Origin of the sequence: Pseudomonas sp. SCPG-7, assembly GCF_002156405.1 — a bacterium.
Taxonomy (GTDB): Bacteria; Pseudomonadota; Gammaproteobacteria; order Pseudomonadales; family Pseudomonadaceae; genus Aquipseudomonas; species Aquipseudomonas parakoreensis.
Map to the genome: position 1 here is coordinate 475985 of NZ_MVOO01000002.1, position 24158 is coordinate 500142.

At 61.3% G+C, this 24158-nt stretch carries 18 protein-coding genes and 1 pseudogene; 10 read left to right on the forward strand and 9 right to left on the reverse strand.

Features of this window, described 5'->3' with window-relative positions; genetic code table 11:
• Positions 1 to 348 precede the first annotated feature (348 nt).
• Positions 349 to 1776, forward strand: coding sequence for an arginine-ornithine antiporter (gene arcD / locus B1722_RS06435; protein ID WP_041068612.1), 1428 nt, complete (start codon positions 349 to 351; stop codon positions 1774 to 1776).
• A gap of 157 nt (positions 1777 to 1933) precedes the next feature.
• Here the strand turns inward: arcD and B1722_RS06440 are convergent, their stop codons facing one another.
• From B1722_RS06440 to gap, 9 genes and pseudogenes are all read right to left on the reverse strand, one after another.
• Positions 1934 to 3280 carry a CoA transferase gene (locus B1722_RS06440; RefSeq protein ID WP_086791874.1) on the reverse strand — a complete coding sequence of 449 codons (1347 nt, stop codon included), beginning with the start codon at positions 3278 to 3280 and terminating at the stop codon, positions 1934 to 1936.
• 188 nt (positions 3281 to 3468) lie between these two features.
• On the reverse strand, positions 3469 to 4224 hold the full coding sequence (locus B1722_RS30065) for a methyl-accepting chemotaxis protein (RefSeq protein ID WP_371851367.1): 756 nt from the start codon (positions 4222 to 4224) through the stop codon (positions 3469 to 3471).
• 150 nt (positions 4225 to 4374) lie between these two features.
• Positions 4375 to 5682: pseudogene (locus B1722_RS30070) on the reverse strand (cache domain-containing protein); the annotation flags it as partial.
• A gap of 289 nt (positions 5683 to 5971) precedes the next feature.
• Complete coding sequence (locus B1722_RS06450; protein ID WP_086791878.1) at positions 5972 to 6364, reverse strand: YbaN family protein; 393 nt, start codon at positions 6362 to 6364, stop codon at positions 5972 to 5974.
• Positions 6365 to 6532: 168 nt separating this feature from the next.
• Entirely contained in the window at positions 6533 to 7129 is a 597-nt protein-coding gene (locus B1722_RS06455) for a biliverdin-producing heme oxygenase (RefSeq protein ID WP_041068623.1), read from the reverse strand.
• A gap of 114 nt (positions 7130 to 7243) precedes the next feature.
• Entirely contained in the window at positions 7244 to 9829 is a 2586-nt protein-coding gene (locus tag B1722_RS06460) for a TonB-dependent receptor (RefSeq protein WP_086791881.1), read from the reverse strand.
• Between the two features lie 122 nt (positions 9830 to 9951).
• Entirely contained in the window at positions 9952 to 10917 is a 966-nt protein-coding gene (locus B1722_RS06465) for a FecR domain-containing protein (protein WP_086791883.1), read from the reverse strand.
• A 124-nt stretch (positions 10918 to 11041) separates the two neighbouring features.
• Positions 11042 to 11560, reverse strand: coding sequence for an RNA polymerase sigma factor (locus B1722_RS06470; protein ID WP_041068631.1), 519 nt, complete (start codon positions 11558 to 11560; stop codon positions 11042 to 11044).
• 189 nt (positions 11561 to 11749) lie between these two features.
• Complete coding sequence (gap, locus tag B1722_RS06475) at positions 11750 to 12751, reverse strand: type I glyceraldehyde-3-phosphate dehydrogenase (RefSeq protein WP_086791885.1); 1002 nt, start codon at positions 12749 to 12751, stop codon at positions 11750 to 11752.
• Positions 12752 to 12971: 220 nt separating this feature from the next.
• On the opposite strand from gap, the gene edd reads away from it, so the two are divergent.
• The 9 genes from edd (at position 12972) to B1722_RS06520 (ending at position 24068) form a co-directional block, all read left to right on the forward strand.
• Positions 12972 to 14798: a phosphogluconate dehydratase gene (gene edd / locus B1722_RS06480; RefSeq protein ID WP_041068637.1), complete on the forward strand. Its 1827-nt coding sequence runs from the start codon at positions 12972 to 12974 to the stop codon at positions 14796 to 14798.
• Positions 14795 to 15745 (forward strand): glucokinase, encoded by a 951-nt coding sequence (locus B1722_RS06485; RefSeq protein WP_086791887.1) that lies wholly within the window; start codon positions 14795 to 14797, stop codon positions 15743 to 15745. The genes edd and B1722_RS06485 overlap by 4 nt, the downstream gene beginning before the upstream one ends.
• Before the next feature lie 177 nt (positions 15746 to 15922).
• Positions 15923 to 16654, forward strand: a complete 732-nt coding sequence (locus B1722_RS06490; RefSeq protein WP_007917879.1) for a response regulator — start codon at positions 15923 to 15925, stop codon at positions 16652 to 16654.
• Positions 16644 to 18113, forward strand: coding sequence for an ATP-binding protein (locus B1722_RS06495; RefSeq protein WP_041068645.1), 1470 nt, complete (start codon positions 16644 to 16646; stop codon positions 18111 to 18113). The genes B1722_RS06490 and B1722_RS06495 overlap by 11 nt, the downstream gene beginning before the upstream one ends.
• 212 nt (positions 18114 to 18325) lie before the next feature.
• The gene (locus B1722_RS06500; RefSeq protein WP_086791888.1) at positions 18326 to 19585 is read left to right on the forward strand and encodes an AGE family epimerase/isomerase; all 1260 of its coding nucleotides are present in this window, start codon (positions 18326 to 18328) and stop codon (positions 19583 to 19585) included.
• Between the two features lie 118 nt (positions 19586 to 19703).
• A complete protein-coding gene (locus B1722_RS06505; protein ID WP_007969316.1) occupies positions 19704 to 21005 on the forward strand; it encodes an ABC transporter substrate-binding protein in 1302 nt (433 codons plus the stop codon).
• 153 nt (positions 21006 to 21158) lie between these two features.
• Positions 21159 to 22067, forward strand: a complete 909-nt coding sequence (locus B1722_RS06510; protein ID WP_003227452.1) for a carbohydrate ABC transporter permease — start codon at positions 21159 to 21161, stop codon at positions 22065 to 22067.
• A complete protein-coding gene (locus B1722_RS06515; RefSeq protein WP_007969317.1) occupies positions 22060 to 22905 on the forward strand; it encodes a carbohydrate ABC transporter permease in 846 nt (281 codons plus the stop codon). Before B1722_RS06510 ends, B1722_RS06515 begins: the two co-directional genes overlap by 8 nt.
• A gap of 2 nt (positions 22906 to 22907) precedes the next feature.
• Positions 22908 to 24068 carry an ABC transporter ATP-binding protein gene (locus B1722_RS06520; RefSeq protein ID WP_027612564.1) on the forward strand — a complete coding sequence of 387 codons (1161 nt, stop codon included), beginning with the start codon at positions 22908 to 22910 and terminating at the stop codon, positions 24066 to 24068.
• The last annotated feature ends 90 nt before the right edge of the window (positions 24069 to 24158 follow it).

The window sequence follows — 24158 nt, forward strand, 5'->3', positions numbered from 1 at the left end:
CATGGCCACATTCCATTGTTAATGAATGACTTATGAAAAGGCTGATGGCATAAAGCTGCTGCCCGAAGAGGCCCATTCCAGAGGCTTGCGGCAGATGTGGTTGGGAATTTCTCCTATTACTTTGGAATTATCACGCTAGTTGGTTTTCAGCTTTTGGCAAATTTTTCACATCTGTTTTCAGTACAGAATTGATTTATCAGGATCAGCGCACAAAACTGTCTCGACGTGCTATGCGTTAGCGTCAGTCGCTATATATAAGTGGGTATTGGTCGGCATTACCTGATAAGCGTCATTCGGTATCAGACATTTAGTTAATAGTTGTTACAAAATGAATTAAGGGAGACAAGAATGTCGCAACCGACGCAAAAGCTGCGCCTTGGTGCGTTGATCGCCCTGGTTGTAGGTTCGATGATTGGCGGGGGGATTTTTTCCCTGCCGCAGAACATGGCGGCGCGCGCCGATGCCGGGGCGATCCTGATCGGCTGGGGAATCACCGCCATCGGCATGCTGACCCTGGCGTTCGTGTTCCAGACCCTCGCCAACCGCAAGCCTGAGCTGGACTCCGGCGTCTACGCCTACGCCAAGGCCGGGTTTGGCGACTACATGGGTTTCTCGTCCGCCTGGGGTTACTGGATCAGCGCCTGGCTGGGCAACGTCGGTTATTTCGTGTTGCTGTTCAGCACGCTCGGTTACTTCTTCCCGGTGTTTGGCCAGGGCAACACGCCGGTCGCCATCGGCTGTGCGTCGGTGCTGTTGTGGGCCGTGCATTTTCTGGTGATGCGCGGGATCAAGGAGGCGGCCTTCATCAATCAGGTGACCACGGTCGCCAAGATCGTGCCGCTGATCATGTTCATCGTGATTGCGGCGGTGGCGTTCAAGGCCGATATCTTTACCCGCGACATCTGGGGCCGCAGCAACCCGAGCTTCGGCGGGGTGATGGATCAGGTGCGCAACATGATGCTGGTGACGGTGTTCGTGTTCATCGGCATCGAGGGCGCCAGCGTGTACTCGGCACGGGCGGAGAAACGCACCGATGTCGGCCGTGCCACGGTGATCGGTTTTCTCGGCGTGCTGGCACTGCTGGTGCTGGTCAACGTGCTATCGCTGGGGATCATGAGCCAGCCAGAACTGGCGACCCTGCAAAACCCGTCGCTGGCGGCGGTGCTGGAACACATCGTCGGGCCATGGGGCGCGTTGTTGATCAGCCTTGGTCTGGCGGTGTCGCTGCTCGGCGCGTTGCTGTCGTGGGCGTTGTTGTGCGCCGAAATCCTGTTTGCCACGGCGCGGGACAAGACCATGCCCGCGTTTCTGAAAAAGGAAAACGCCAACCACGTGCCGGTCAATGCGCTGTGGCTGACCAACGTGATGATTCAGATTTTCCTGCTGATCACGCTGTTTTCCGCCGGCACCTACACCAGCCTGATCTACCTCGCTTCGTCGATGATTCTGGTGCCGTACCTGTGGTCGGCGGCGTACGCGGTGTTGCTCAGCGGGCGTGGCGAAACCTATGAACATGCCTCGGCCGAACGTACCAAGGATCTGCTGATTGGCGGCATAGCGCTGTGCTACGCGGTGTGGCTGTTGTATGCCGGCGGGGTGAAATACCTGCTGCTGTCGGCGCTGCTGTATGCGCCAGGCGTGGTGCTGTTCGCCAAGGCCAAGCATGAGCAGGGCGAGCCGTTGTTCACCCATGTCGAGAAGGTGATTTTCACCGGCGTGATCATCGGCGCGGGGCTGGCGGCGTATGGGTTGTACAGCGGGGTGTTGTCGCTGTGAGGTTGACGCTCGCCTTTCGGTGACCCGGATTATGTGTTGTCAGTTGTTGCCACATCGCTGGCAAGCCAGCTCCCACAGTGTCCGTGTCGAGCACAGGGTTTGTGAACATCCCTGAACCTGTGGGAGCTGGCTTGCCAGCGAAGAGGCCTCCATGGTTTCACCATAGCGGGCGATGTGAACCCAATTCTGTGGCCGGCAACTGCCATTGCAGCGGCGTCCCGCTGATCTTCACCGGTACCAGCAAGCGGTGCGCAGGCCCCCAAGGTGTTTGTTCCAGAAGCGGGTTCTGATCCTGCGCATCTTCAGACCGCAACGCTTCGCTCGACCCCGGCCCCTGTTCGATCAACAGCTTGGCGGTGCGCGCCAGCGACAAGCGTGCCGAGCCACCTCGACCCGTCTTCAAACGTTGCGTCAACAGCCGGATCGCACTCGCCGCCAGCAGATAACCGGTTGCATGGTCCAGCGCTTGCACCGGCAGCGGCGTCGGTTGATCCGCGTGCTTCCAGCGTTGCCCGGCCTCGGCGATGCCGCTGCTCATCTGCACCAGGCTGTCGAAGCCACGGCGGTTCTGCCACGGGCCGCTCCAGCCGTAGGCGTTGAGGCAGACGTCGATCAGCCCCGGCGCCAGTAGCCGCCGGTGCTCGGAGCCGAAGCCGAGGTGTTCCAGCGCGTCGGCACGGTAGCCGTGCACGAGGATGTCGGCGTCCTTCAGCAGGTTTTCAAACACCACGCGATCTGCCGGTTGCTGCAGATCCAGCCGCGCGCAGCGTTTGCCAAGGGTCATGTCCGGGATAACGCCCGGTTCGTTCCAGGTCGGCGGATCGATGCGCAGCACATTGGCGCCGAGACCGGCAAGGAAACGGCTGGCGGTGGGGCCGGCAAGCACGCGGGTCAGGTCCAGCACCTTGAGGCCGGCCAGCGGCTGCGCTGCCGAGCCTTGCCAGGCGTTGGTGTGTTCATCCTGCGCATCGAGGAAATGCACCAGCGGTTCGGCATTCACTGCCAGCCCCTGCGGATGCTGCTGCCACTGGGCCCAACTGCGCATTTCGGCGGCGCAGCCGTTGGCGTCGACGACTGCTTGTTCCAGGTCGGCACTGCGCCATTGCGCGACGTTCGCTGCCATGGCGGCACGGTCGGCGCAGGTGCCCAGTACGCGTTCGGCGGCGGCGCGGTGATGCGGGGCGTTGGTGTGCAGGCGGATCCAGCCGTCCTCGGTTGCGTAGTCACCGGCCACCGGATCCCACAGCGGCGGAACGTTCCAGCCCATCGGACGCAGCGAAGTGGCGAACCAGAACGAGGCCAGACGTCGATCGACTTCCACCGCGGGCAAGTGCCCGGTCTGTTGCCGGAGCAGTTCGCTGACGGCCTGCCCGGCAGCGCCGATGCTGGCGCAGGCCAGGTCGGTCACGGCGAACGCCGAGGGCAGGGCGCCATGGCCCGTGAACGGAATCGGCGTGTGGGGCAAGCCGAGTGCGGCTTGAATGGACGTGAGTAGATCAGTCATCGAAGGCCCTCCGGGAGAGAGGGCGATGATAGTGCAAAAGAATCTCGGGCCAGATGAAATTCCGGACAACCCACGCTGCCCCCTGTGGGAGCTGGCTTGCCAGCGATGACGGTGGATCAGTCAGTACATGAGTGACTGACACACCGCAATCGCTGGCAAGCCAGCTCCCACAGGGACGGTGGTGATTATCAGACGCGGAACTGGTCCATCAGCTTCATCTGCTGGCTTGCCAGGGAATTGAGCTGGCTGCTGATCGCCGCCGACTCAGTCGCTTGCTCGGTCAGCGTTTCGGTCACGGTGCGAATCGCCGAGACGTTGCGGTTGACCTCTTCGGCCACGGCGCTCTGTTGTTCGGCGGCACTGGCGATCTGCAGGTTCATGTCGCTGATCACGGTGACCGCGTCGCTGATCTTGCCCAGCGCGTCCACGGCCTGACGGATCTGCCCGGCGTTGTTGTGTGCCTGGGTCTGGCTCGAATGCATGGTCGCGACCACGCCACGGGTGCCGGTCTGGATGCGCTCGATGACGATGCGGATTTCTTCCACCGAATCCTGAGTGCGCTTGGCCAGGTTGCGCACCTCGTCGGCGACCACTGCGAAACCACGACCGCTTTCCCCGGCGCGGGCCGCTTCGATGGCGGCGTTGAGCGCCAGCAGGTTGGTCTGTTCGGCGATGCTGCGGATCACTTCCAGCACCGAACCGATCTGCTCGCTGTTGACCGCCAGTGCTTCGACCTCGGTCACCGCTTTGCTGACTTCGTCGGCCAGTTGATTGATGTCGCGGGTGCTGCGTTCGATGATCGACATGCCGTCGCGGGCCGACTGATCGGCGCCCTTGGCGGCGTTTGCTGCGTTCGACGCGCTGTTGGCGACGTCGTGGGCGGTGGCGCTCATTTCGTTGGACGCGGTGGCGACCTGATCGATTTCGCGGAACTGCACCTGCATGCCTTCGCTGGTCTGGCGGGCGATTTCCGAGGACTGATCAGCAGTGCCACGCGCTTCGGTGATGCTCTGTTTGATCTGGGCGATGGTCGGTTGCAGCTTGTCGAGGAAGCGGTTGAACCAGTTCACCAGTTCGCCCAGTTCATCCTTCTTGCTGTAGTTCAGGCGCTGGGTCAGATCGCCTTCACCGCTGGCGATGTTCTTCAGCATTCCAGCGACACTGTTGATCGGCCGGGTCACGCCCGAGGCGGTGAGCCAGATCAGCAGCAAACCGATCAGACCCGCGACCACGGCCACCAGCAACGCGCTGATCAAACCGCTTTTCTGCGCATCGTCGAGCACCGCTTGCAGCTTGACCGAGTCGGCCAGCAGCACCTGTTTCGGCAGGTCGATGACCACGCCCCAGGCCCGCGAATTGCCAATCGGATCGACCGGGTACACCGCGCGAATCAGCTCGCCCTGTTCAAGAATCTTCGGCGTACCGCTGCTGACCAGTTGCAGCAGGTCCTTGCCGTCGGCGCCGAGGGTATCGCTGATTTTTTTGCCGACCCTGGTTGCGTCGGAACTGTCGGCGCCGAGTACGCCACTGCCGGAGACGATCAGCATGTGCCCGGCGTTGTTGAACAGGTCGCGCTGGGAGTCCACCGCCGCTGCTTGCAGGGCATCGAGGGCGATATCGACGCCGACCACACCGATGGCCTTGCCGTCGACGATCAGCGGCACGGAAATGGTGGTCATCAACATTTCCTTGCCGCCCACGGTGTCGGCGTACGGGTCGAGCAGGCAGGTACGCTTGTTGTCGCGAGGGCAGGTGTACCAGCTGTTATACGGCGTGCCGCTGACGCTGAGGGTGGTCTTGGTCATGTCTTCTTCGACCATGATCGTGTTCAGCGCGGAACCGGCGGCACGGCTCCAGTAAGTCGCAAAGCGCCCGGCTTCGTTGGACTGGCGCGCGGCATCGTTGACGAACTCGCTGTCCTTGCCGTCGAGGCCGTTGGGTTCGAAGGCGAGCCAGATGCCGAGCACTTTGTCGTTGCGCTCGAACGCGGTTTTCAGGCTCTGGTTCAACTCTTCACGCAGGGCACCGGCGTCCAGCGAACGCTTGGCGGCCATCACCCGCATGTCCTTGATCTGGTCGGCCAGGGCAGTGATCACCGTCAGGCTTTCGCCAAAGGTCTTCTGTACCCGCACCGCTTGCTCGGCTGCCTTGGCCTGCAACAGGTTTTGCACACTGGCGGTGAGCATCTTGCTGCTGGAGTCACTGACCAGATCGTCGTTCTGGTTGGTCTGGTAAATGTTCATGCCGACGATCAGCGCAACCACACCGAGCAGACACAGACCGGAGAGCAGGACGATTTTCAGGCGAATGGAAAGAGAGTCGAACATGGGGCGATCTCGTGAATGAATGAGCAGGTGGCCACGGGATGAACTACCCGGTTCGCCAAATCCATTCAGCGCCATGCATTGCTCATCGGCGCACAGCGACCGCGCATGAGTTGCTTGCCGACGAACGGTCAGCGCTAAACGTTTGCGCAGGGGATTGTGCTGAAAAGGCGATTAATTACAGGGAAGTTTCAGCCGGGTGACGCTGAGGAACTGGTGATGATAAGGCTGTTGTGGCGAGGGAGCTTGCTCCCGCTGGAGTGCGCAGCGCTCCCCAGCATGCTTGCCGATTCACCGCATGCGGAGGTTTTGCGACGGCTTCGCCGCCGAGCGGGAGCAAGCTCCCTCGCCACAGGGAATCTGTGAGTCAGGAGGAGGCGATGGTTTCCGGGCGCGACCAGATCCACAGATTGCCCAGGCTCATCCCGGCAATCGCCAGATACACCGGCCAGCCGTGATCGAGCATTACCAGCATCAACGTCGCGCACAGCAGCATGCTGACGGTGGCGCTGACCTTGGCCTTGCGCGCGATGATCTTGCCGTTGCGCCAGTTGTTCAGGATCGGCCCGAACAGCCGATGGTTTTCCAGCCAGGCACTCAGGCGCGGCGAGCTGCGGGTCGCAGCCCAGGCGGCGAGCAGGATGAACTCGGTGGTCGGCAGGCCGGGCACGACGATGGCGATCAGGCCAATGCCGAGACTGACATAGGCCAACAGGCCGAACAGCAGACGGGCGAGTTTTGAGGTGGCGGGTTGCGGCATGGGCTCGGGGTTGCAGTGAGGCGAAAAGGGAATCTTACAGACTTGTGGAGACCCCTGTGGGAGCTGGCTTGCCAGCGATAGCGATGTATCAGTCGAAATAGATCCTGTCTGACCCGCCGCCATCGCTGGCAAGCCAGCTCCCACAGGGTTTTGTGTTGTGCCGGTAAATCAGGCCGGTTCGGCTTCGGTGGCGTAAGCCTGTTCCAGCAGCACGGTGAAGCGGTTGAACGCGTCGATTGCGCCTTGCTCGACTTCGGCTTCCTCTTCGGCGGTGAACGGCAGGGAGTCGAGAGTACGCACGAAGCTTTTCCAACCCTCGGCGCGGCCACCTTCCGGTTCACCCAGGTGGCGGGCGCCGAAGGTTTCGCTCAGCTCCAGCGCCACCGCGCGTTTGATCAGGAACGCTGCGCCAAGCTTCGAACCTTCGGAGACGAAGATCCAGCCGAGGGCACGGGCCTTGCTCGGGTTTTTCAGCGCGCCGGCCACCGGTGGCGGGATGTCGGTGTCGAGATCCGCCAGGTCAGCCTTGGCCGCATCCGCGCGGCAACGGGCCGGCAGATCCGGGACGATTGCAGCCAGTTCGGCGTTGTTATAGAAATCGACCAGTTCCGACTGGAACAGGTACTGCGCGACCACGAAACGCGCGAAGTTGGCGCGGGTTTCGAACGGCGCGTGGGCCTTGACCAGGGCGTCGAGCTTGCTGTGCGGCTCGTGGGTGATCTGGTTCAGGCGCTGTGAACGCAGGGCTTTTTCCGAAGTGGTCATGGGGGTGTCCTTGATAAAAGAGAGGCGCTTGATAACGAGACGAACGGGCAGCTGCCCAACCGTAAAAAAAGCCCCGCGACGCGCTGATCAATGCGTATCGCAGGGCTGTGCGGATCAGATGTCCCAGATCAGATTGATTGCGAAGTTGCGGCCCGGCTGGGTCAGACGATCGAGGTTGGCCGGCTGCGTTACAGAGGCTTCGCCAACGCTGTCGTAGCCGCGCACGTCATCCCACAGCCAGTACTTCTTGTCGGTCAGGTTGTAGATGCCGCCGCTGACCGTGACGTCGTCGGTGACTTTGTAATAGCCGGCCAGATCGAGAATGCCGAAGCCCGGGGTCTTGAACTGGCTGCTGACGCCATCCGGCGACTTGAAGTTGCTGTCGTCGACGCGATCCTTTTTCTTCACCACGGTCCAGCTCAGCAGGCCGCCGTAATTGTCCTGGTCGTAACCCAGACCGAATACGCCGGTCAGCGGATTGACGCTGTTGAGAGGCTCGCCGTTGTCGTTGTTGCGACCGTAGGCATAGGCGATCGAGCCTTGGGTGTAGAGGCCCTGCGGCGCGCCGAACGCATCGAGGTTCAGGCGACCTTTGACTTCGGCGCCCTTGATGGTCGCGTGCTTGATGTTGCTCGACTGGAAGGTCAGCTCGTCGTAACCGGGAGTGACCGCGTCTTCGTTGATGAAATCGCGGTACTTGTTATAGAACACCGCCACGTCGAACGAGCCTTGTTCGAAGTTGCCGCGCAGACCGGTTTCATAGCTTTTGCTTTTTTCCGGTTCCAGGTTCGGGTTCGGCGCCACGTTGTAGCCGGTGGTGCTGTTTTCAAAGCGCCCGTACAGCGCTTTCGCGGTCGGCGTGCGGAAGCCTTCGGCGTACTGGCCGTACCAGGTGTAGTTGTCGGTCAGGGCGTAGGTCAGGCCGAATTTGGGCGAGACTTTGTGCCAGGTCTTGTTCTCGTCGCTGACGGTGCCGTTGCCGTCGGCGGCCACGGTGTTGAGGAATTCTTCAGTGATGTGCGGCTTGAGCTGGGTGTAGTCGTAGCGCAGGCCCGGCAGGAAGGTCCACTTGTTCCAGCTGATCTGATCCTGGGCAAACAAACTGTAGGTGTTGATGGTCGGGTCCGGGAAGTCGCTGGATTTTTTCAGCACGTCCGCCGCGCTGGTGGCGCCGATGGCGGTGCAGCCACGGCCGACAGCCAGGCACTTGCCATCGCCGCTGCGCGAGCCGGTGACCTTCTGCTGTTTGATCGTGGTGCCGTAGGTCAGCACGTGATCGGTGTCACCGATGGCGAAGGCCTTGTCCAGTTGCGCATCGAATACCCACTGTTTTTCCTCGTAGACCGTGTCGCGGGTGCGTAGCACTTTACGGGTCATCGGGTAGTAGAACTCTTCAGTGCTCTGGTCGGTCTTGGCGATCTGGTGGTTGAGGCTCCACTTCACGTTGTCGGCCAGCAGGCTGTCGAGGGCGAAGCTGTGCTCCAGGCCGAAACGCTCGCGGGTGATGGTGTCGTTGCCGGTGCGCCACTGATACATGCCGCCGGGCAGTACGCTGTTGGGGATGGTCGGGGCACCGTTGAAGTACGGGCCGCCGTAGGCACTTTTCTGATCGGTGTCGCGGTCGTCCTTGTACTTTTCGTAGGTCAGGCCCAGACGCGAATCTTCGTTGTAGTTCCAGCCGATCTTCGCCAGCACGTTGGTGGCTTTGACGTCTTCCGGGTTGGCGGCGGTGCGGGCGAGGCCGGTGCCGTTGTTGCTGCCGTAGGAATCGGTTTCGTGACCGTCGCGCTGGCTGAAGTGCAGCAAGCCGTCGAACTGCTCGGCACGCCCGGCAACCGTGGCGGATTTCAGCCAGCTCTCATCGGCGGAGCTGTAGCCGGTCTTCAACCGGGCACCGACATCTTTGCCGGGCTTGATGATGTCGTCCGGGTCGAGGGTGTAGTAGCTGACGGCGCCGCCGATGGCGTTGCTGCCGTACAGCACCGAGGCTGGGCCCCGGAGGATTTCCACGCGTTTGACGATCTCCGGATCGACGTAATTGCGCTGGGTCTTGGCGTACGGGCCGTTGAAGAAACCATCCGGCACTTCGACGCCGTCAACCTGAGTGAGGATGCGGTCGCCGTCGATGCCGCGAATGTTGTAGCCACTGATACCGCCGCGCTGACCGGCGCCGCCGACGGACACGCCCGGCTCGTAGCGCACCAGATCCTTGATGGTGTCGACGTTGTTGCGGTCCAGATCCTGACGGGTCTGCACGGTGACAGTGGCCGGCACGCTGTTGACCGACTGTTCCTGGCGGGTGGCGCTGATGGTCACCTGATCCAGATTCAAGGTGCCGCTGGTGCTGCGTTTTTCCAGCACCACGTTGTTGTTGCTCAGCTTGCGGAAGCTCAGGTTGGTCCCCACTAACAGACGTTCCAGGGCTTTCTCCGGCGGCAGCGAACCGCGTACGCCCGGCGACGACACGCCCTGACCCAGTTCCGCCGGCAAGCCGACCTGCCAACCGGTCACGCTGGTAAAGGCATTGAGCGCCGACACCAGCGGTTGCTGGCCGATCGAGAACGAGTAATCACCCATGTTGCGTGCCGGTTTCTCGGTGGCAGCCATCAGCGGTGCGGTGCCGGCCATGAGGATGGCAGCCGTCAGCAGCGACAATACGCGGGAAGGGGAAGCAGTCTGGCGGGTAAGGCGAGAGGACATCGATAGCGCTCCGTGTCGCACGAATCTTTATAGGTGCTGATCCGCCTCCGAAGATGCGAATCAATTGCATTGGCTATAACGAGACGAATGGGGTTTCGCTATCGAGTAAAAATAATTCTCATTTAGTTCAGGATCACCAGCGCCGGGAATTCCTGCAGGCGCGCCGAGGTGATGTGGGCGAGGGAGCGCACCACGTCCAGCGGTTGGTCGAGGCGGTAGTTGCCGGTGACGTTGATGTCGGCCAACTGCTCGTTGGTGTTGATGATCCAGCCCGGGTAGTAGCGGCGCAGTTCGGCCAGCACCTTGTCGAGCGGACAGTTTTCAAAGATCAATCGGCCCTGGACCCAGGCCAGGTCGGTGGCGGCATCGAGTTTGGCCGGACGATCGAAACCGTTGGGGCCGATACGGATGCTTTCGCCGGCGCTCAAACGCACGCGCGCGTCATTGTGGGTGGCACGCAGATCGACATCGCCGCGTTGCACATTGACCTGCGCCACGCCGTCCAGATAGCGCACGGCGAACGCGGTGTCGCGCACGCTGGCCTGCACCGGGCCGGCATCGATTTCCAGTGGCTGAGCCCGGTTGGCCGCTACCTCGAAAAACGCTTCGCCCTGATACAGCCGCGCCACGCGCTGGCGCTCATTGATGCTGCTGGAAAAGGCCGAATTGGTGTTGAGCAGCACCTTGGAGCCGTCCTCCAGTTGCAGGCGCTGACGCTCGCCGACCACGGTCAGATGATCGGCCTGCAGGCGCATCGGCAGATTGCTGAAACTGAACAGGCCGAGGATCAGCACCGCAGCAGTCGCCAACGGTTTCCAGTGCGGGCGCAGACGTTTGATGAGCGTCACTTTCGCGGGTTTCGCAGCGAGACTCTGCGCGCATTGCACCACTTGCGGCCCGTCCCAGATCGCCTGGGCCCTGGCGAACGCCTCGGCATTCAACGGATCGGCCGCCAACCACGCGTGAAATTGCCGGGTCTGCTCTTCGTCCGCACTGCCGAGCACAATGAGCCAGTCCAGAGCCTGGTCCATTGCACGGGCAGCGTCCTGCGCCGTGTCGGGCGAAGGCGGGCGGTGGGTGTCCGTCACGGTGTTTCCTCGGCAGTGTCTGTGCACGGCTGTTTTTTTAGTGAAGCGTAAAAGTCGGGCAAGGGTAGCAAAGCCCGCTGATCAGTGCAGTCGATGCTGATGCTGACAGAAATCGCCTGCGACCTCAGGCACCATTCAAGCGCTCGGCGACACCGATGCAGATCGACATGATCAGCTTGAGTTCCTTCTGCACGGTGCTGAGCGACACGTTCAACTCGTCGGCGATTTCCTGATAACTGTGCCCGTGCAGGCGGCTGAGGATGAAAATCTGCTGCTGACGCGGGCTGAGTTGACTGAGGCTCACGTTCAGGCGCTCCAGCAATTGTTCAGCGTGGGCGGCGTCTTCGGCGCTGCTGGCGGGGGCGGCGACGCTGTGCACCACGTCCTGCGGCACGTCATCAACCATGGTTCGCGAATGGATCTTGCGCGCACGCAGGTGATCCAGCGCCAGGTTGCGCGCGGTCTGGAACACGAAGGGTTCAAGGTGATCGATGGCGCGCTCGCTCAACGCCCGCGTGACGCGCAGGTAGGTTTCCTGCAACAGGTCTTCGGCGGTGCTGTGATTGTTGACCATCCGCTCGATCGTACGCAGCAGGGATGTGCGCTGAGAGAGGAAGACGTGATTGAAGCGCGATTGACTCACGGGGGAACCTGATCCATTTCGAGCGAATGATAATGCTTATCATCTAGTCGAGTGGTCAACCCCTGATTTTGAATACAACGAAAAACCTTGTGGGAGCGAGCTTGCTCGCGAAGGCGTAGTGTCAGGCAATTCAACTTGCGACTGACCCAGCGCTTTCGCGAGCAAGCTCGCTCCCACAAGGACAGGGAATTATTCGGCGTTGCAGAGCGCCAGGCAGTTATCCAGCATGCGGTTGGAGAAGCCCCATTCGTTGTCGTACCAGGCCAGCACCTTCAGCAGTTTGCCGCTGGATTTGGTGTGATTGGCGTCGAAGATCGACGACAGCGGGTTGTGGTTGAAGTCGCTGGAAACCAGCGGCAACGTGTTGTAACCCAAAATTTTCGAGTGTTGGCTGGCGGCTTTCATCAGCGCGTTGACTTCGTCGGCCGTGGCTTCCTTCTTCAACTGCACAGTCAGGTCCACCAGCGACACATTGATCACCGGCACGCGCACGGCCATGCCGGTCAGTTTGCCCGCCAGTTCCGGCAACACCAGGCCTACCGCTTCGGCGGCGCCGGTCTTGCTCGGGATCATGTTCTGCGTGGCCGAACGCGCGCGGTACGGGTCGGTGTGATAGACGTCGGTGAGGTTCTGGTCGTTGGTGTAGGCATGAATCGTGGTCATCAGACCGCTTTCAATGCCCAGTTCGCGGTGCAGCACCTGCGCCACGGGCGCCAGGCAGTTGGTGGTGCACGAAGCGTTGGAGATGATCTGGTGCGACTGGCGCAGAATGTCGTGGTTCACGCCGTAAACGACGGTAGCGTCGGCGCCTTTGGCCGGGGCCGAGATGATGACTTTGCGCGCGCCGGCAGTAATATGCGCGGCCGCTTTGGCGCGGTCGGTGAACAGACCGGTGCATTCGAACACCACATCGATCTTTTCCGCGGCCCATGGCAGCTCGGCCGGGTTGCGAATGGCGCTGACCGCAATGCGGTCGCCATTGACCGTCAGGCTCTCATTGTCATGGGCCACTTCGGCGTCGAATGTGCCGTGAACGGTGTCGTATTTGAGCAGATGGGCATTGATGGCGCTGTCGCCCAGATCGTTGATGGCGACGATCTGCAAATCCTGTCGATAGCCTTGGGTATACAGTGCGCGCAGGACATTACGGCCGATGCGGCCAAAACCATTGATTGCGATTCGAAGAGTCATTGAACAGCGCCGCCGTCGTTTTGTTGTTGGAATTACAAGATTATTCGCATAAAAATAGAAAACAAGCCTTTTTAGTGGCAATATTTTGTTTTATCTACAACGAGTGACCTGAATCAACTGGTCCGAATGGTCAAAAAAGCCGTCTGTCATTCCAACAACAACGGCGTTTGATCAGCATAGACAATCAGGTCGCCACATCCGTTAGCCTGGAGTTCTACACATGCATCCCCGCGTTCTTGAGGTCACCGAACGGCTTATCGCCCGCAGCCGCGCCACGCGTCAGGCTTACCTTGCACTGATTCGCGGCGCCGCCACTGACGGGCCGATGCGCGGCAAGCTGCAATGCGCCAACTTCGCCCACGGCGTGGCCGGATGTGGCAGCGAAGACAAGCACAGCCTACGGATGATGAACTCGGCGAACATCGCCATTGTTTCTTCGTATAACGACATGCTCTCGGCGCACCAGCCGTACGAAGTGTTTCCCCAGCAGATCAAAAACGCCTTGCGCGAAATCGGCTCGGTCGGCCAGTTCGCTGGCGGTACGCCAGCAATGTGCGATGGCGTGACCCAGGGCGAGCCGGGCATGGAGCTGAGCCTGCCGAGCCGCGAAGTGATCGCGATGTCGACGGCGGTGGCGCTGTCGCACAACATGTTCGACGGCGCCCTGATGCTCGGCATCTGCGACAAGATCGTCCCGGGCCTGATGATGGGCTCGCTGCGCTTCGGCCATCTGCCGACGATCTTCGTCCCGGGCGGGCCGATGGTCTCGGGGATTTCCAACAAGGAAAAAGCCGACGTGCGGCAGAAGTACGCCGAAGGCAAGGCGACCCGCGAAGAGCTGTTGGAATCGGAAATGAAGTCCTACCACAGCCCGGGCACCTGCACCTTCTACGGCACCGCCAATACCAACCAGTTGCTGATGGAAGTCATGGGCCTGCACTTGCCGGGCGCGTCTTTCGTCAACCCGAACACACCGCTGCGTGATGCCCTGACCCGCGAAGCCGCGCATCAGGTCACGCGTCTGACCAAGCAAAACGGCAACTTCATGCCGATCGGCGAAATCGTCGACGAGAAGGCACTGGTCAATTCGATCGTCGCACTGCACGCCACCGGCGGCTCGACCAACCACACCCTGCACATGCCGGCCATCGCCATGGCGGCGGGCATCCAGCTGACCTGGCAGGACATGGCCGACCTCTCCGAAGTCGTGCCGACCCTGAGCCACGTTTACCCGAACGGCAAAGCCGACATCAACCACTTCCAGGCTGCTGGCGGCATGTCGTTCCTGATCCGCGAACTGCTCGAGGCCGGCCTGCTGCACGAGGACGTCAACACCGTGCTCGGCCACGGCTTGAGCCAGTACACCAAGGAGCCATTCCTCGATAACGGTGAGTTGGTGTGGCGCGAAGGCCCGACCGAAAGCCTCGACGAAAACATCCTGCGTCCGGTCGCCCGTGCATTCTCCGCCGAGGGCGGTCTGCGGGTGATGGAAGGCAACCTCGGTCGCGGCGTGATGAAGGTCTCCGCGGTGGCGCTGGAAAACCAGATCGTCGAAGCGCCAGCCATGGTGTTCCAGGATCAGCAGGACCTGGCCGACGCGTTCAAGGCCGGTTTGCTGGAGAAGGATTTTGTTGCGGTGATGCGCTTCCAGGGCCCGCGCTCCAACGGCATGCCCGAGCTGCACAAGATGACGCCGTTCCTCGGCGTGCTGCAGGATCGTGGCTTCAAAGTCGCGCTGGTCACCGACGGGCGCATGTCCGGCGCGTCGGGGAAAATCCCGGCGGCGATTCACGTAAGTCCCGAAGCGTATGTCGGCGGTGCTTTGGCGCGGGTGCAAGAGGGCGATATCATCCGCGTCGATGGCGTCAAAGGCACTTTGGAACTCAAGGTCGACGCCGCCGAATTTGCAGCGCGCGAACCCGCCAAAGGCCTGTTGGGCAACAACATCGGCAGCGGTCGCGAACTGTTTGGCTTCATGCGTTTGGCCTTCAGCTCGGCGGAGCAGGGCGCCAGCGCCTTCACTTCTGCCCTGGAGACGCTTAATTGAAACTGGCTTTGGTCGGTGATATCGGAGGCACCAACGCGCGGTTCGCGTTGTGGAAAAACCACCAACTGCAATCGGTTCAGGTGCTGGCCACAGCCGACCATGCCAGCCCGGAACAGGCGATCAGCCTGTACCTGAGCGGCCTCGGTCTGGCGCCGGGTTCGATCGGTTCGGTGTGCCTGTCGGTGGCGGGGCCGGTGAGTGGGGATGAATTCAAATTCACCAACAATCACTGGCGCTTGAGTCGCACGGCGTTCTGCAAGACCTTGCAGGTCGAACAACTGCTGTTGATCAACGACTTCTCGGCGATGGCGCTGGGCATGACCCGTTTGCAGCCCGGGGAATTCCGTGTGGTCTGCGAAGGCACGCCGGAGCCGTTGCGCCCGGCGGTGGTGATCGGTCCGGGCACGGGGCTGGGCGTCGGTACCTTGCTTGATCTCGGCGAAGGGCGGTTTGCCGCGCTGCCGGGGGAGGGCGGGCACGTCGATCTGCCGCTGAGCAGTCCGCGAGAAACCCAACTCTGGCAGCACATCCACAACGAGATTGGCCACGTCAGCGCGGAAACGGCGCTGAGCGGTGGTGGCTTGCCTCGGGTGTATCGGGCGATCTGTGCGGTGGATGGGCATGAACCAAAGCTTGATACGCCGGAAGCGATTACCGCGGCCGGTCTGGCTGGCGATCCGATCGCCCTGGAAGTGTTGGAACAGTTCTGCTGCTGGCTCGGCCGCGTGGCCGGCAACAACGTGCTGACCACCGGTGGGCGTGGCGGCGTGTACATCGTTGGCGGGGTGATTCCGCGTTTTGCCGATTTCTTCGTCAATAGCGGTTTTGCCCGCAGTTTCGCCGACAAGGGCTGCATGAGCGACTACTTCAAGGGCATTCCGGTGTGGCTGGTGACGGCGCCGTATTCCGGTCTTGTTGGCGCTGGTGTGGCACTCGAACAGTTTTGAGACTGAGTCGCCTGCATCGCTGGCAAGCCAGCTCCCACAGGATCGAAGACATCCTCAGGATGTGTACAAGACCTTGTGGGAGCTGGCTTGCCAGCGATGGGGCCAGAACAGACAACAAATTTCCAAGGTTCATCAGGCATAATCCGCCCCAATTCCAACAACAAGGATGCCTTCGAAGTGAGCTCAGTCAACAAGTCGATATTGTTGGTCGATGACGACCAGGAAATACGCGAGTTGCTGGAAACCTACCTGACCCGCGCCGGGTTTCAGGTGCGGGCCACCGCCGATGGCGCCAGTTTCCGCCAGGCACTCAACGAGGCGCCGAGCGATCTGGTGATCCTCGATGTGATGCTGCCCGACGAGGACGGTTTCAGCCTGTGCCGCTGGGTGCGTCAGCATCCGCGTCAGGCGCAGGTGCCGATCATCATGCTCACCGCCAGTTCCGACGAAGCCGACCGCGTGATCGGGCTGGAGCTTGGCGCTGACGACTACCTCGGCAAACCTTTCAGCCCCCGCGAGCTGCAAGCGCGGATCAAGGCGCTGCTGCGACGGGCGCAGTTCGGTCAGGAGCGCAGCGGCAGCGACGTGCTGGCCTTCGACGAGTGGCGGCTGGACATGGTCAGCCATCGACTGTTCCACACCGACGGCGAAGAGGTGATTCTCTCAGGTGCCGACTTCGCGCTGCTGAAGTTGTTTCTCGATCATCCGCAGGAAATTCTCGACCGCGACACCATCGGCAACGCCACCCGTGGCCGTGACCTGATGCCGCTCGACCGCATCGTCGACATGGCCGTCAGCCGTTTGCGCCAGCGCCTACGTGACACGGAAAAACCGCCACGGCTGATCCGCACCGTGCGCGGCAGTGGCTACCAACTGGCAGCCAATGTGGTTGCCGGCAATGCTCACTGAGTCGCTGCGCAGGCTCGCCAACACAGTACCGGTGCCGCGTTCGCTGCTCGGGCGGATGCTGCTGCTGACGTTGCTCGCGGTGCTGTTCGCGCAAACTTTGTCGAGCGTGATCTGGGTCTCGCAACTGCGCGCCACCCAGCTCGAGGGCCTGGTCACCAGCGCCCGCAGCCTCGCCCATTCGATGACCGCCAGCGTCAGTTATTTCCGCTCGTTACCGGTGGCGTATCGGCCATTGGTGCTCGACCAGTTGCGCAGCATGGGCGGCACCCGTTTCGTGGTGACGCTCAATGACAAACCGCTGGGCATGGACGTGCTGCCGATCACCCCGCGCAAGGCTGCGGTGATTCAAGCGGTGGATGAAGTGCTGCGTCAGTCGCTGGGCCATGACACTGATATCTCCGTGACCTTCGTCAGCCCCGAGGACCTGCGGATCTTCAATGCCGGGCTGAAACTCGATGAGTTGCCGCGCTCCTGGGCGCATTACGCGTTGACCCTGGAACCGGTGAATCCGCCGGTGCTGGTCACGCAGATTCAAATGGCCCCGGGCGAGTGGCTGTACATCGCCTCGTTGCTGCCCGAGCCCTACACCAGTCTTGAAGAACAAGGCCTGCCGGCGCAGCAGGTGTGGTTCATCGTCCTCACCAGCGGCTTTTTGCTGCTGTTTATCGGCTTGCTGGTGCACTGGCAGAGCCGGCCGCTCAAGCGTCTGGCGCGCGCGGCGCGGGATCTGTCGCTGGGCGCCGATGTCGAGCCGGTGGCCGAGGGCGGCGGCAGTGAAGTGGTGGAAGTGGGCCGTGCGTTCAACACCATGCGCGAACGCATCAGCCGTTACTTGACCGAGCGCAGCCAATTGTTCAGCGCGATTTCCCATGACCTGCGCACGCCGATCACTCGCCTGCGTTTGCGCGTCGAACTGCTCGAAGACGAGCAGCTGCAAGCCAAGTTCGGTCGCGATCTGGATGAGTTGGAGCTGCTGGTCAAAGGCGCGCTGCAATGCGTGAAAGACACCGACATCCACGAGAACATCGAGCCGGTGGATCTCAATCATGTACTCGACTGCCTCGTAGAACCGTACCTGGCGCCCAACGGTAATGGTCGCGTGACCCTGCAAGGTAAGGCGTTGGCGGCGTATCCGGGCAAGCCTTTGGCGTTGAAACGCTGCATCGGCAACCTCATCGACAATGCGCTGAAGTACGGGCAGAACGCGCACCTGCACATCGATGACGATGAGCGCGCGTTTGTCCTGCACGTCGACGACGAAGGCCCGGGCGTACCGGAGCAGCGGCTGGAGCAGGTGTTCGAGCCGCACTTCCGACTGGCCGGGCAGCAGCAGGGTTATGGCCTGGGTCTGGGCATCGCGCGCAACATTGCCCACAGCCATGGTGGTGAGGTGACGTTGCAGAACCTGCGTGAGGGCGGGTTGCGGGTGACGTTGCAATTGCCGCGCAGTGTTGACTGATATTGCCCCCGTGGCGAGGGAGCTTGCTCCCGCTGGCTGCGCAGCAGGCCTCTTTTTGGTGCCGCTTCGCGCCACAGCGGGAGCAAGCTCCCTCGCCACAGGTAATATGTGAATGTCACGAGCTGGTGACAAAACCCGCCCCCTTCGTTACAAGCCCACCCCGGCCCGTTGTTTAGACTGCCCGCAGTCATAACAACAAAAAAGGGCCACTCATGGACACCTTTCACCCAGACTTCAGCAGTTGGCTGAATGCCCCTGCCCACCAGCAATGGCTCGCCGACGAAGGTCTGCGCCTGCTGGCATTCGCCAGAGCGGCAAAACTGCCCGAAGGTTTCGGCAACCTCGACGAACGCGGCCATCTGCCGGCGAACGCGCAAGCTGAAACCATGAACACCGCGCGCATGACCCACAGCTTCGCCATGGCTCACATTCAGGGTCTGCCGGGGTTTGCCGAACTGGTCGATCACGGCATTGCAGCCCTGCGCGGGCCGTTGCGGGATGCGCTGCACGGCGGCTGGTTTGCGGTCGCCGAACATCGCGATGGCAACACCGGCAAGAATGCCTATCTGCATGCCTTTGTTGCGCTCGCGGCGAGCTCGGCGGTGGTCGCGCAGCGTCCCGGCGCCCAGGCGTTGCTGGATGATGCGATCGACATCATTGACACGTATTTCTGGAGCGAAGAAGAGGGCGCCATGCGCGAATTCTTCAATCGCGACTGGCGCGAAGAAGAAGCCTATCGCGGCGCCAACAGCAACATGCACGCCACCGAAGCGTTCCTCGCGCTGGCCGATGTCACTGAAGACCCGCGCTGGCTGGTGCGCGCGCAACGCATCGTCGAGCGGGTGATCCATGGTCATGCAGCAGCTAACGGCTACATGGTCATCGAACACTTCGACCGCGACTGGCAACCGCTGCGCGAGTACAACCACGACAACCCGGCTGATGGTTTTCGCCCATACGGCACCACCCCGGGCCACGGTTTCGAGTGGGCGCGGCTGCTGCTGCACCTCGAAGCGGCGCGGGTCCAGGCCGGGATGCTCACGCCCGGTTGGCTGGCGACCGATGCGCAAAAACTCTTCGAGCAGAATTGCCGAAACGGCTGGGACGTCGATGGCGCGCCGGGGATCGTTTATACCCTCGACTGGGACAACAAAGCCGTGGTGCGTCATCGCTTGCACTGGACCCATGCCGAAGCCAGCGCGGCGGCCAGCGCTTTGCTCAAACGCACCGGTGACGCGCAATACGAGACCTGGTACCGGCTGTTCTGGGAATTCTGTGAAGGCCATTTCATCGATCGCTGCGATGGCAGTTGGCATCACGAACTCGATCCGCAAAACCGTCCGAGCGCCGATATCTGGCCGGGCAAACCCGATCTCTACCACGCGTGGCAAGCGGTGTTGATCCCTCGTCTACCCTTGTCACCGAGTATGGCAACCGCTCTGGCGCAAATATCCCGGGCTGTTCCTGTGTAACCATGTGGTGACATTTGCGCGTCCCTTCGTTACCTGCGAAGGGAATCGCCCTGTTTAAACTCCTGTGCAGCGCAAGCACCAGACTTGCATGCATAACAACAAGAAAGGTACATCTCAGATGAATGCGATTTCTCGCCTCGCTACTGTCATTTCTGTCGCCTCCCTGTTCCCGCTCGCAATTCTGCCCCTCAGTGTGTCCGCTGCCGAATCCAAAGGTTCGGTCGAAGTCGTGCACTGGTGGACGTCCGGTGGCGAAAAAGCCGCTGTCGATGTGCTCAAGGCGCAAGTTGAAAAAGACGGTTTCACCTGGAAAGACGGCGCTGTCGCCGGCGGTGGCGGTGCCACGGCCATGACCGTGCTGAAAAGCCGCGCCGTTGCCGGCAACCCACCAGGTGTCGCCCAGATCAAGGGCCCGGATATTCAGGAATGGGCCTCCACCGGTCTGCTCGACACCGACGTCCTGAAGGACGTGGCCAAAGAAGAGAAGTGGGACAGCCTGCTCGACAAGAAAGTCTCCGATACCGTGAAGTACGACGGTGATTACGTGGCCGTACCGGTGAACATTCACCGCGTGAACTGGCTGTGGATCAACCCGGAAGTCTTCAAGAAAGCCGGCATCACCAAGAACCCGACCACCCTCGAAGAATTCTACGCCGCCGGCGACAAGCTCAAGGCTGCGGGCTTCATCCCGCTGGCTCACGGCGGTCAGCCTTGGCAGGACAGCACCGTGTTCGAAGCCGTTGTGCTCTCGGTCATGGGCGTTGATGGCTACAAGAAAGCCCTGGTCGATCTGGACAACAAAGCGCTGACCGGCCCGGAAATGGTCAAGGCGCTGACCGAGCTGAAGAAAGTCGCGACCTACATGGACGCCGACGGCAAGGGTCAGGACTGGAACCTGGAAGCGGCCAAGGTCATCAACGGCAAGGCCGGCATGCAGATCATGGGTGACTGGGCCAAGTCCGAATGGACCGCTGCCAAGAAAGTCGCCGGCAAGGACTACGAGTGCGTAGCCTTCCCGGGCACCGACAAGGCGTTCACCTACAACATCGACTCCCTGGCGGTGTTCAAGCAGAAAGACAAAGGCACTGCGGCCGGTCAGCAAGACATCGCCAAAGTCGTGCTGGGGGAAAACTTCCAGAAAGTCTTCAGCATCAACAAAGGCTCGATCCCGGTACGTAACGACATGTTGAACAACATGGACAAACTCGGTTTCGACTCCTGCGCGCAGACCGCTGCCAAGGACTTCCTGGCTGACGCCAAGTCCGGGGGCCTGCAACCGAGCATGGCGCACAACATGGCGACCACGCTGGCGGTGCAGGGCGCGTTCTTTGATGTCGTGACCAACTACATCAACGACCCGAAAGCCGACCCGGCCGATGCGGCCAAGAAACTGGGCGCGGCGGTTCAGTCGGCCAAATAAGCATCAGCACCGCAGCCCCTGTGGGAGCGAGCTTGCTCGCGAAAGCGGAGTGTCAGGCAATCGAAATATCAACTGACAGGACGCCTTCGCGAGCAAGCTTGCTCCCACAAGGGGAAAGCGTGTGAATTTTCTACCCTCGTACTGGATTTCCCCATGAGTTCTGTTGCTGTGTTCAGCAAAGCCTCGCCGTTCGATGCACTGCAGCGCTGGCTACCGAAACTGGTGCTGGCGCCGAGCATGTTCATCGTACTGGTGGGCTTCTATGGCTACATCCTGTGGACGTTCGTGCTGTCGTTCACCACCTCGACATTCCTGCCCAACTACAAGTGGGCCGGTCTGGCGCAATACGCCCGGCTGTTCGACAACGATCGCTGGTGGGTGGCGAGCAAGAACCTCGCGGTGTTCGGTGGCATGTTCATCGGCATCACCCTGGTGATCGGCGTGCTGCTGGCGGTGTTCCTCGACCAGCGCATCCGTCGCGAAGGCTTTATCCGCACCATTTACCTGTACCCGATGGCGCTCTCGATGATCGTCACCGGTACCGCGTGGAAATGGCTGCTCAACCCGGGCATGGGCCTGGACAAATTGTTGCGTGACTGGGGCTGGGAAGGCTTCCGTCTGGACTGGTTGATCGACCCGGATCGCGTGGTTTACTGCCTGGTGATCGCCGCTGTGTGGCAAGCCTCGGGCTTCATCATGGCGATGTTCCTCGCCGGCCTGCGCGGAGTTGATCAGTCGATCATCCGTGCCGCACAGATCGACGGTGCGAGCATGCCGACCATCTACTGGAAAGTCGTACTGCCAAGCCTGCGTCCGGTGTTCTTCAGTGCGGTGATGATCCTCGCCCACATCGCGATCAAGAGCTTCGACCTGGTTGCGGCGATGACGGCGGGTGGCCCGGGTTATTCCTCCGACCTGCCGGCGATGTTCATGTACTCCTTCACCTTCAGTCGCGGCCAGATGGGCATGGGCTCGGCCAGTGCGATTCTGATGCTCGGTGCGATTCTCGCGATCATCGTGCCTTACCTGTACTCCGAGCTGAGGACCAAGCGTCATGACTAGTCTCGCTGCCAAACCCGCGTTCAGCCTCAGTCGCGTCGCGATCTACGCGGTGCTGATCCTCGCGGTATTGCTGTATCTGATTCCGCTGGTGGTGATGTTGCTGACCAGCTTCAAGACGCCGGAAGACATCAGCACCGGCAACCTGCTGAGCTGGCCGACCGTGGTCAGCGGCATCGGCTGGGTCAAGGCCTGGGCCACGGTTGACGGTTACTTCTGGAACTCGATCAAGATCACCGTGCCGGCCGTGGTCATCTCCACCGCCATTGGCGCGTTGAACGGCTACGTGCTGTCGTTCTGGCGCTTCCGTGGTTCGCAGCTGTTCTTCGGTCTGCTGCTGTTCGGCTGCTTCCTGCCGTTCCAGACCGTGCTGCTGCCGGCCTCGTTCACCCTCGGCAAGATGGGCCTGGCGAGCACCACCACCGGCCTTGTGTTCGTGCACGTGGTCTATGGTCTGGCGTTCACCACGCTGTTCTTCCGCAACTACTACGTGAGCATTCCCGATGCGCTGATCAAGGCAGCACGGCTGGATGGCGCGGGGTTCTTCACGATTTTTCGGCAGATCATTCTGCCGATGTCGACCCCGATCATCATGGTCTGCCTGATCTGGCAGTTCACCCAGATCTGGAACGACTTCCTGTTCGGTGTGGTGTTCTCCAGCGGTGATTCGCAACCGATCACGGTGGCGCTGAACAACCTGGTCAACACCAGCACCGGGGCCAAGGAATACAACGTTGATATGGCAGCGGCGATGATCGCCGGGCTGCCGACCCTGCTGGTCTATGTGGTCGCAGGCAAGTATTTCGTGCGCGGGCTGACGGCCGGCGCAGTCAAGGGGTAATCATGGCAACGCTCGAACTTCGCAACGTCAACAAGACCTACGGTGCCGGCCTGCCGGATACCCTGAAGAACATCGAACTGTCGATCAAGGACGGTGAGTTCCTGATCCTGGTCGGCCCGTCGGGCTGCGGCAAGTCGACCCTGATGAACTGCATCGCCGGCCTGGAGACCATCACCGGTGGCGCGATCATGATCGGCGACCAGGACGTCAGCGGCATGAGCCCGAAGGATCGCGACATCGCCATGGTGTTCCAGTCCTACGCGCTGTACCCGACCATGAGCGTGCGCGAGAACATCGAGTTCGGTCTGAAAATTCGCAAGATGAGCCAGTCGGCGATCGACGAAGAGGTCGCGCGCGTGGCCAAGCTGCTGCAGATCGAACACCTGCTCAACCGCAAGCCGGGTCAGCTCTCCGGTGGCCAGCAACAGCGCGTGGCAATGGGTCGTGCGTTGGCGCGGCGGCCGAAGATCTATCTGTTCGACGAACCGCTGTCCAACCTCGACGCCAAGCTGCGCGTCGAGATGCGCACCGAAATGAAACTGATGCACCAGCGTCTGAAAACCACCACCGTTTACGTGACCCACGACCAGATCGAAGCGATGACCCTGGGCGACAAGGTTGCGGTGATGAAGGACGGCATCATTCAGCAGTTCGGCACGCCGAAAGAGATTTACAACGACCCGGCCAACCTGTTTGTGGCGAGCTTCATCGGTTCGCCGCCGATGAACTTCATTCCGCTGCGTCTGCAACGCAAGGACGGTCGTCTGCTGGCACTGCTCGACAGCGGTCAGGCGCGTTGCGAGTTGCCGATGAGCATGCAGGATGCAGGGCTGGAAGATCGCGAAGTGATCCTCGGCCTGCGCCCGGAGCAGATTGTTCTGGCGAACGGCGAGGGCAATGGTCTGCCGAGCATCAAGGCCGAAGTGCAGGTCACCGAGCCGACCGGTCCGGACACCCTGGTGTTCGTCAACCTGAATGAGACCAAGGTCTGCTGCCGCCTGGCACCGGACGTGGCGCCGCAGGTGGGCGAAACCCTGACCCTGCAATTCGATCCGTCGAAAGTGTTGTTGTTCGATGCCAAGACTGGCGAGCGTCTGGGCGTTGCGGGCCAGGCGCAGACCGAGGCGCGGTCGGCGAACGTGGCGCAGTTCAAAGGTCGCTGAAGATCAATGCTGGAATGCGGTCATGTGGGAGCTGGCTTGCCAGCGATGGGGCCGGCACATCCAACATGGATGTCGCCTGAATCACCGCCA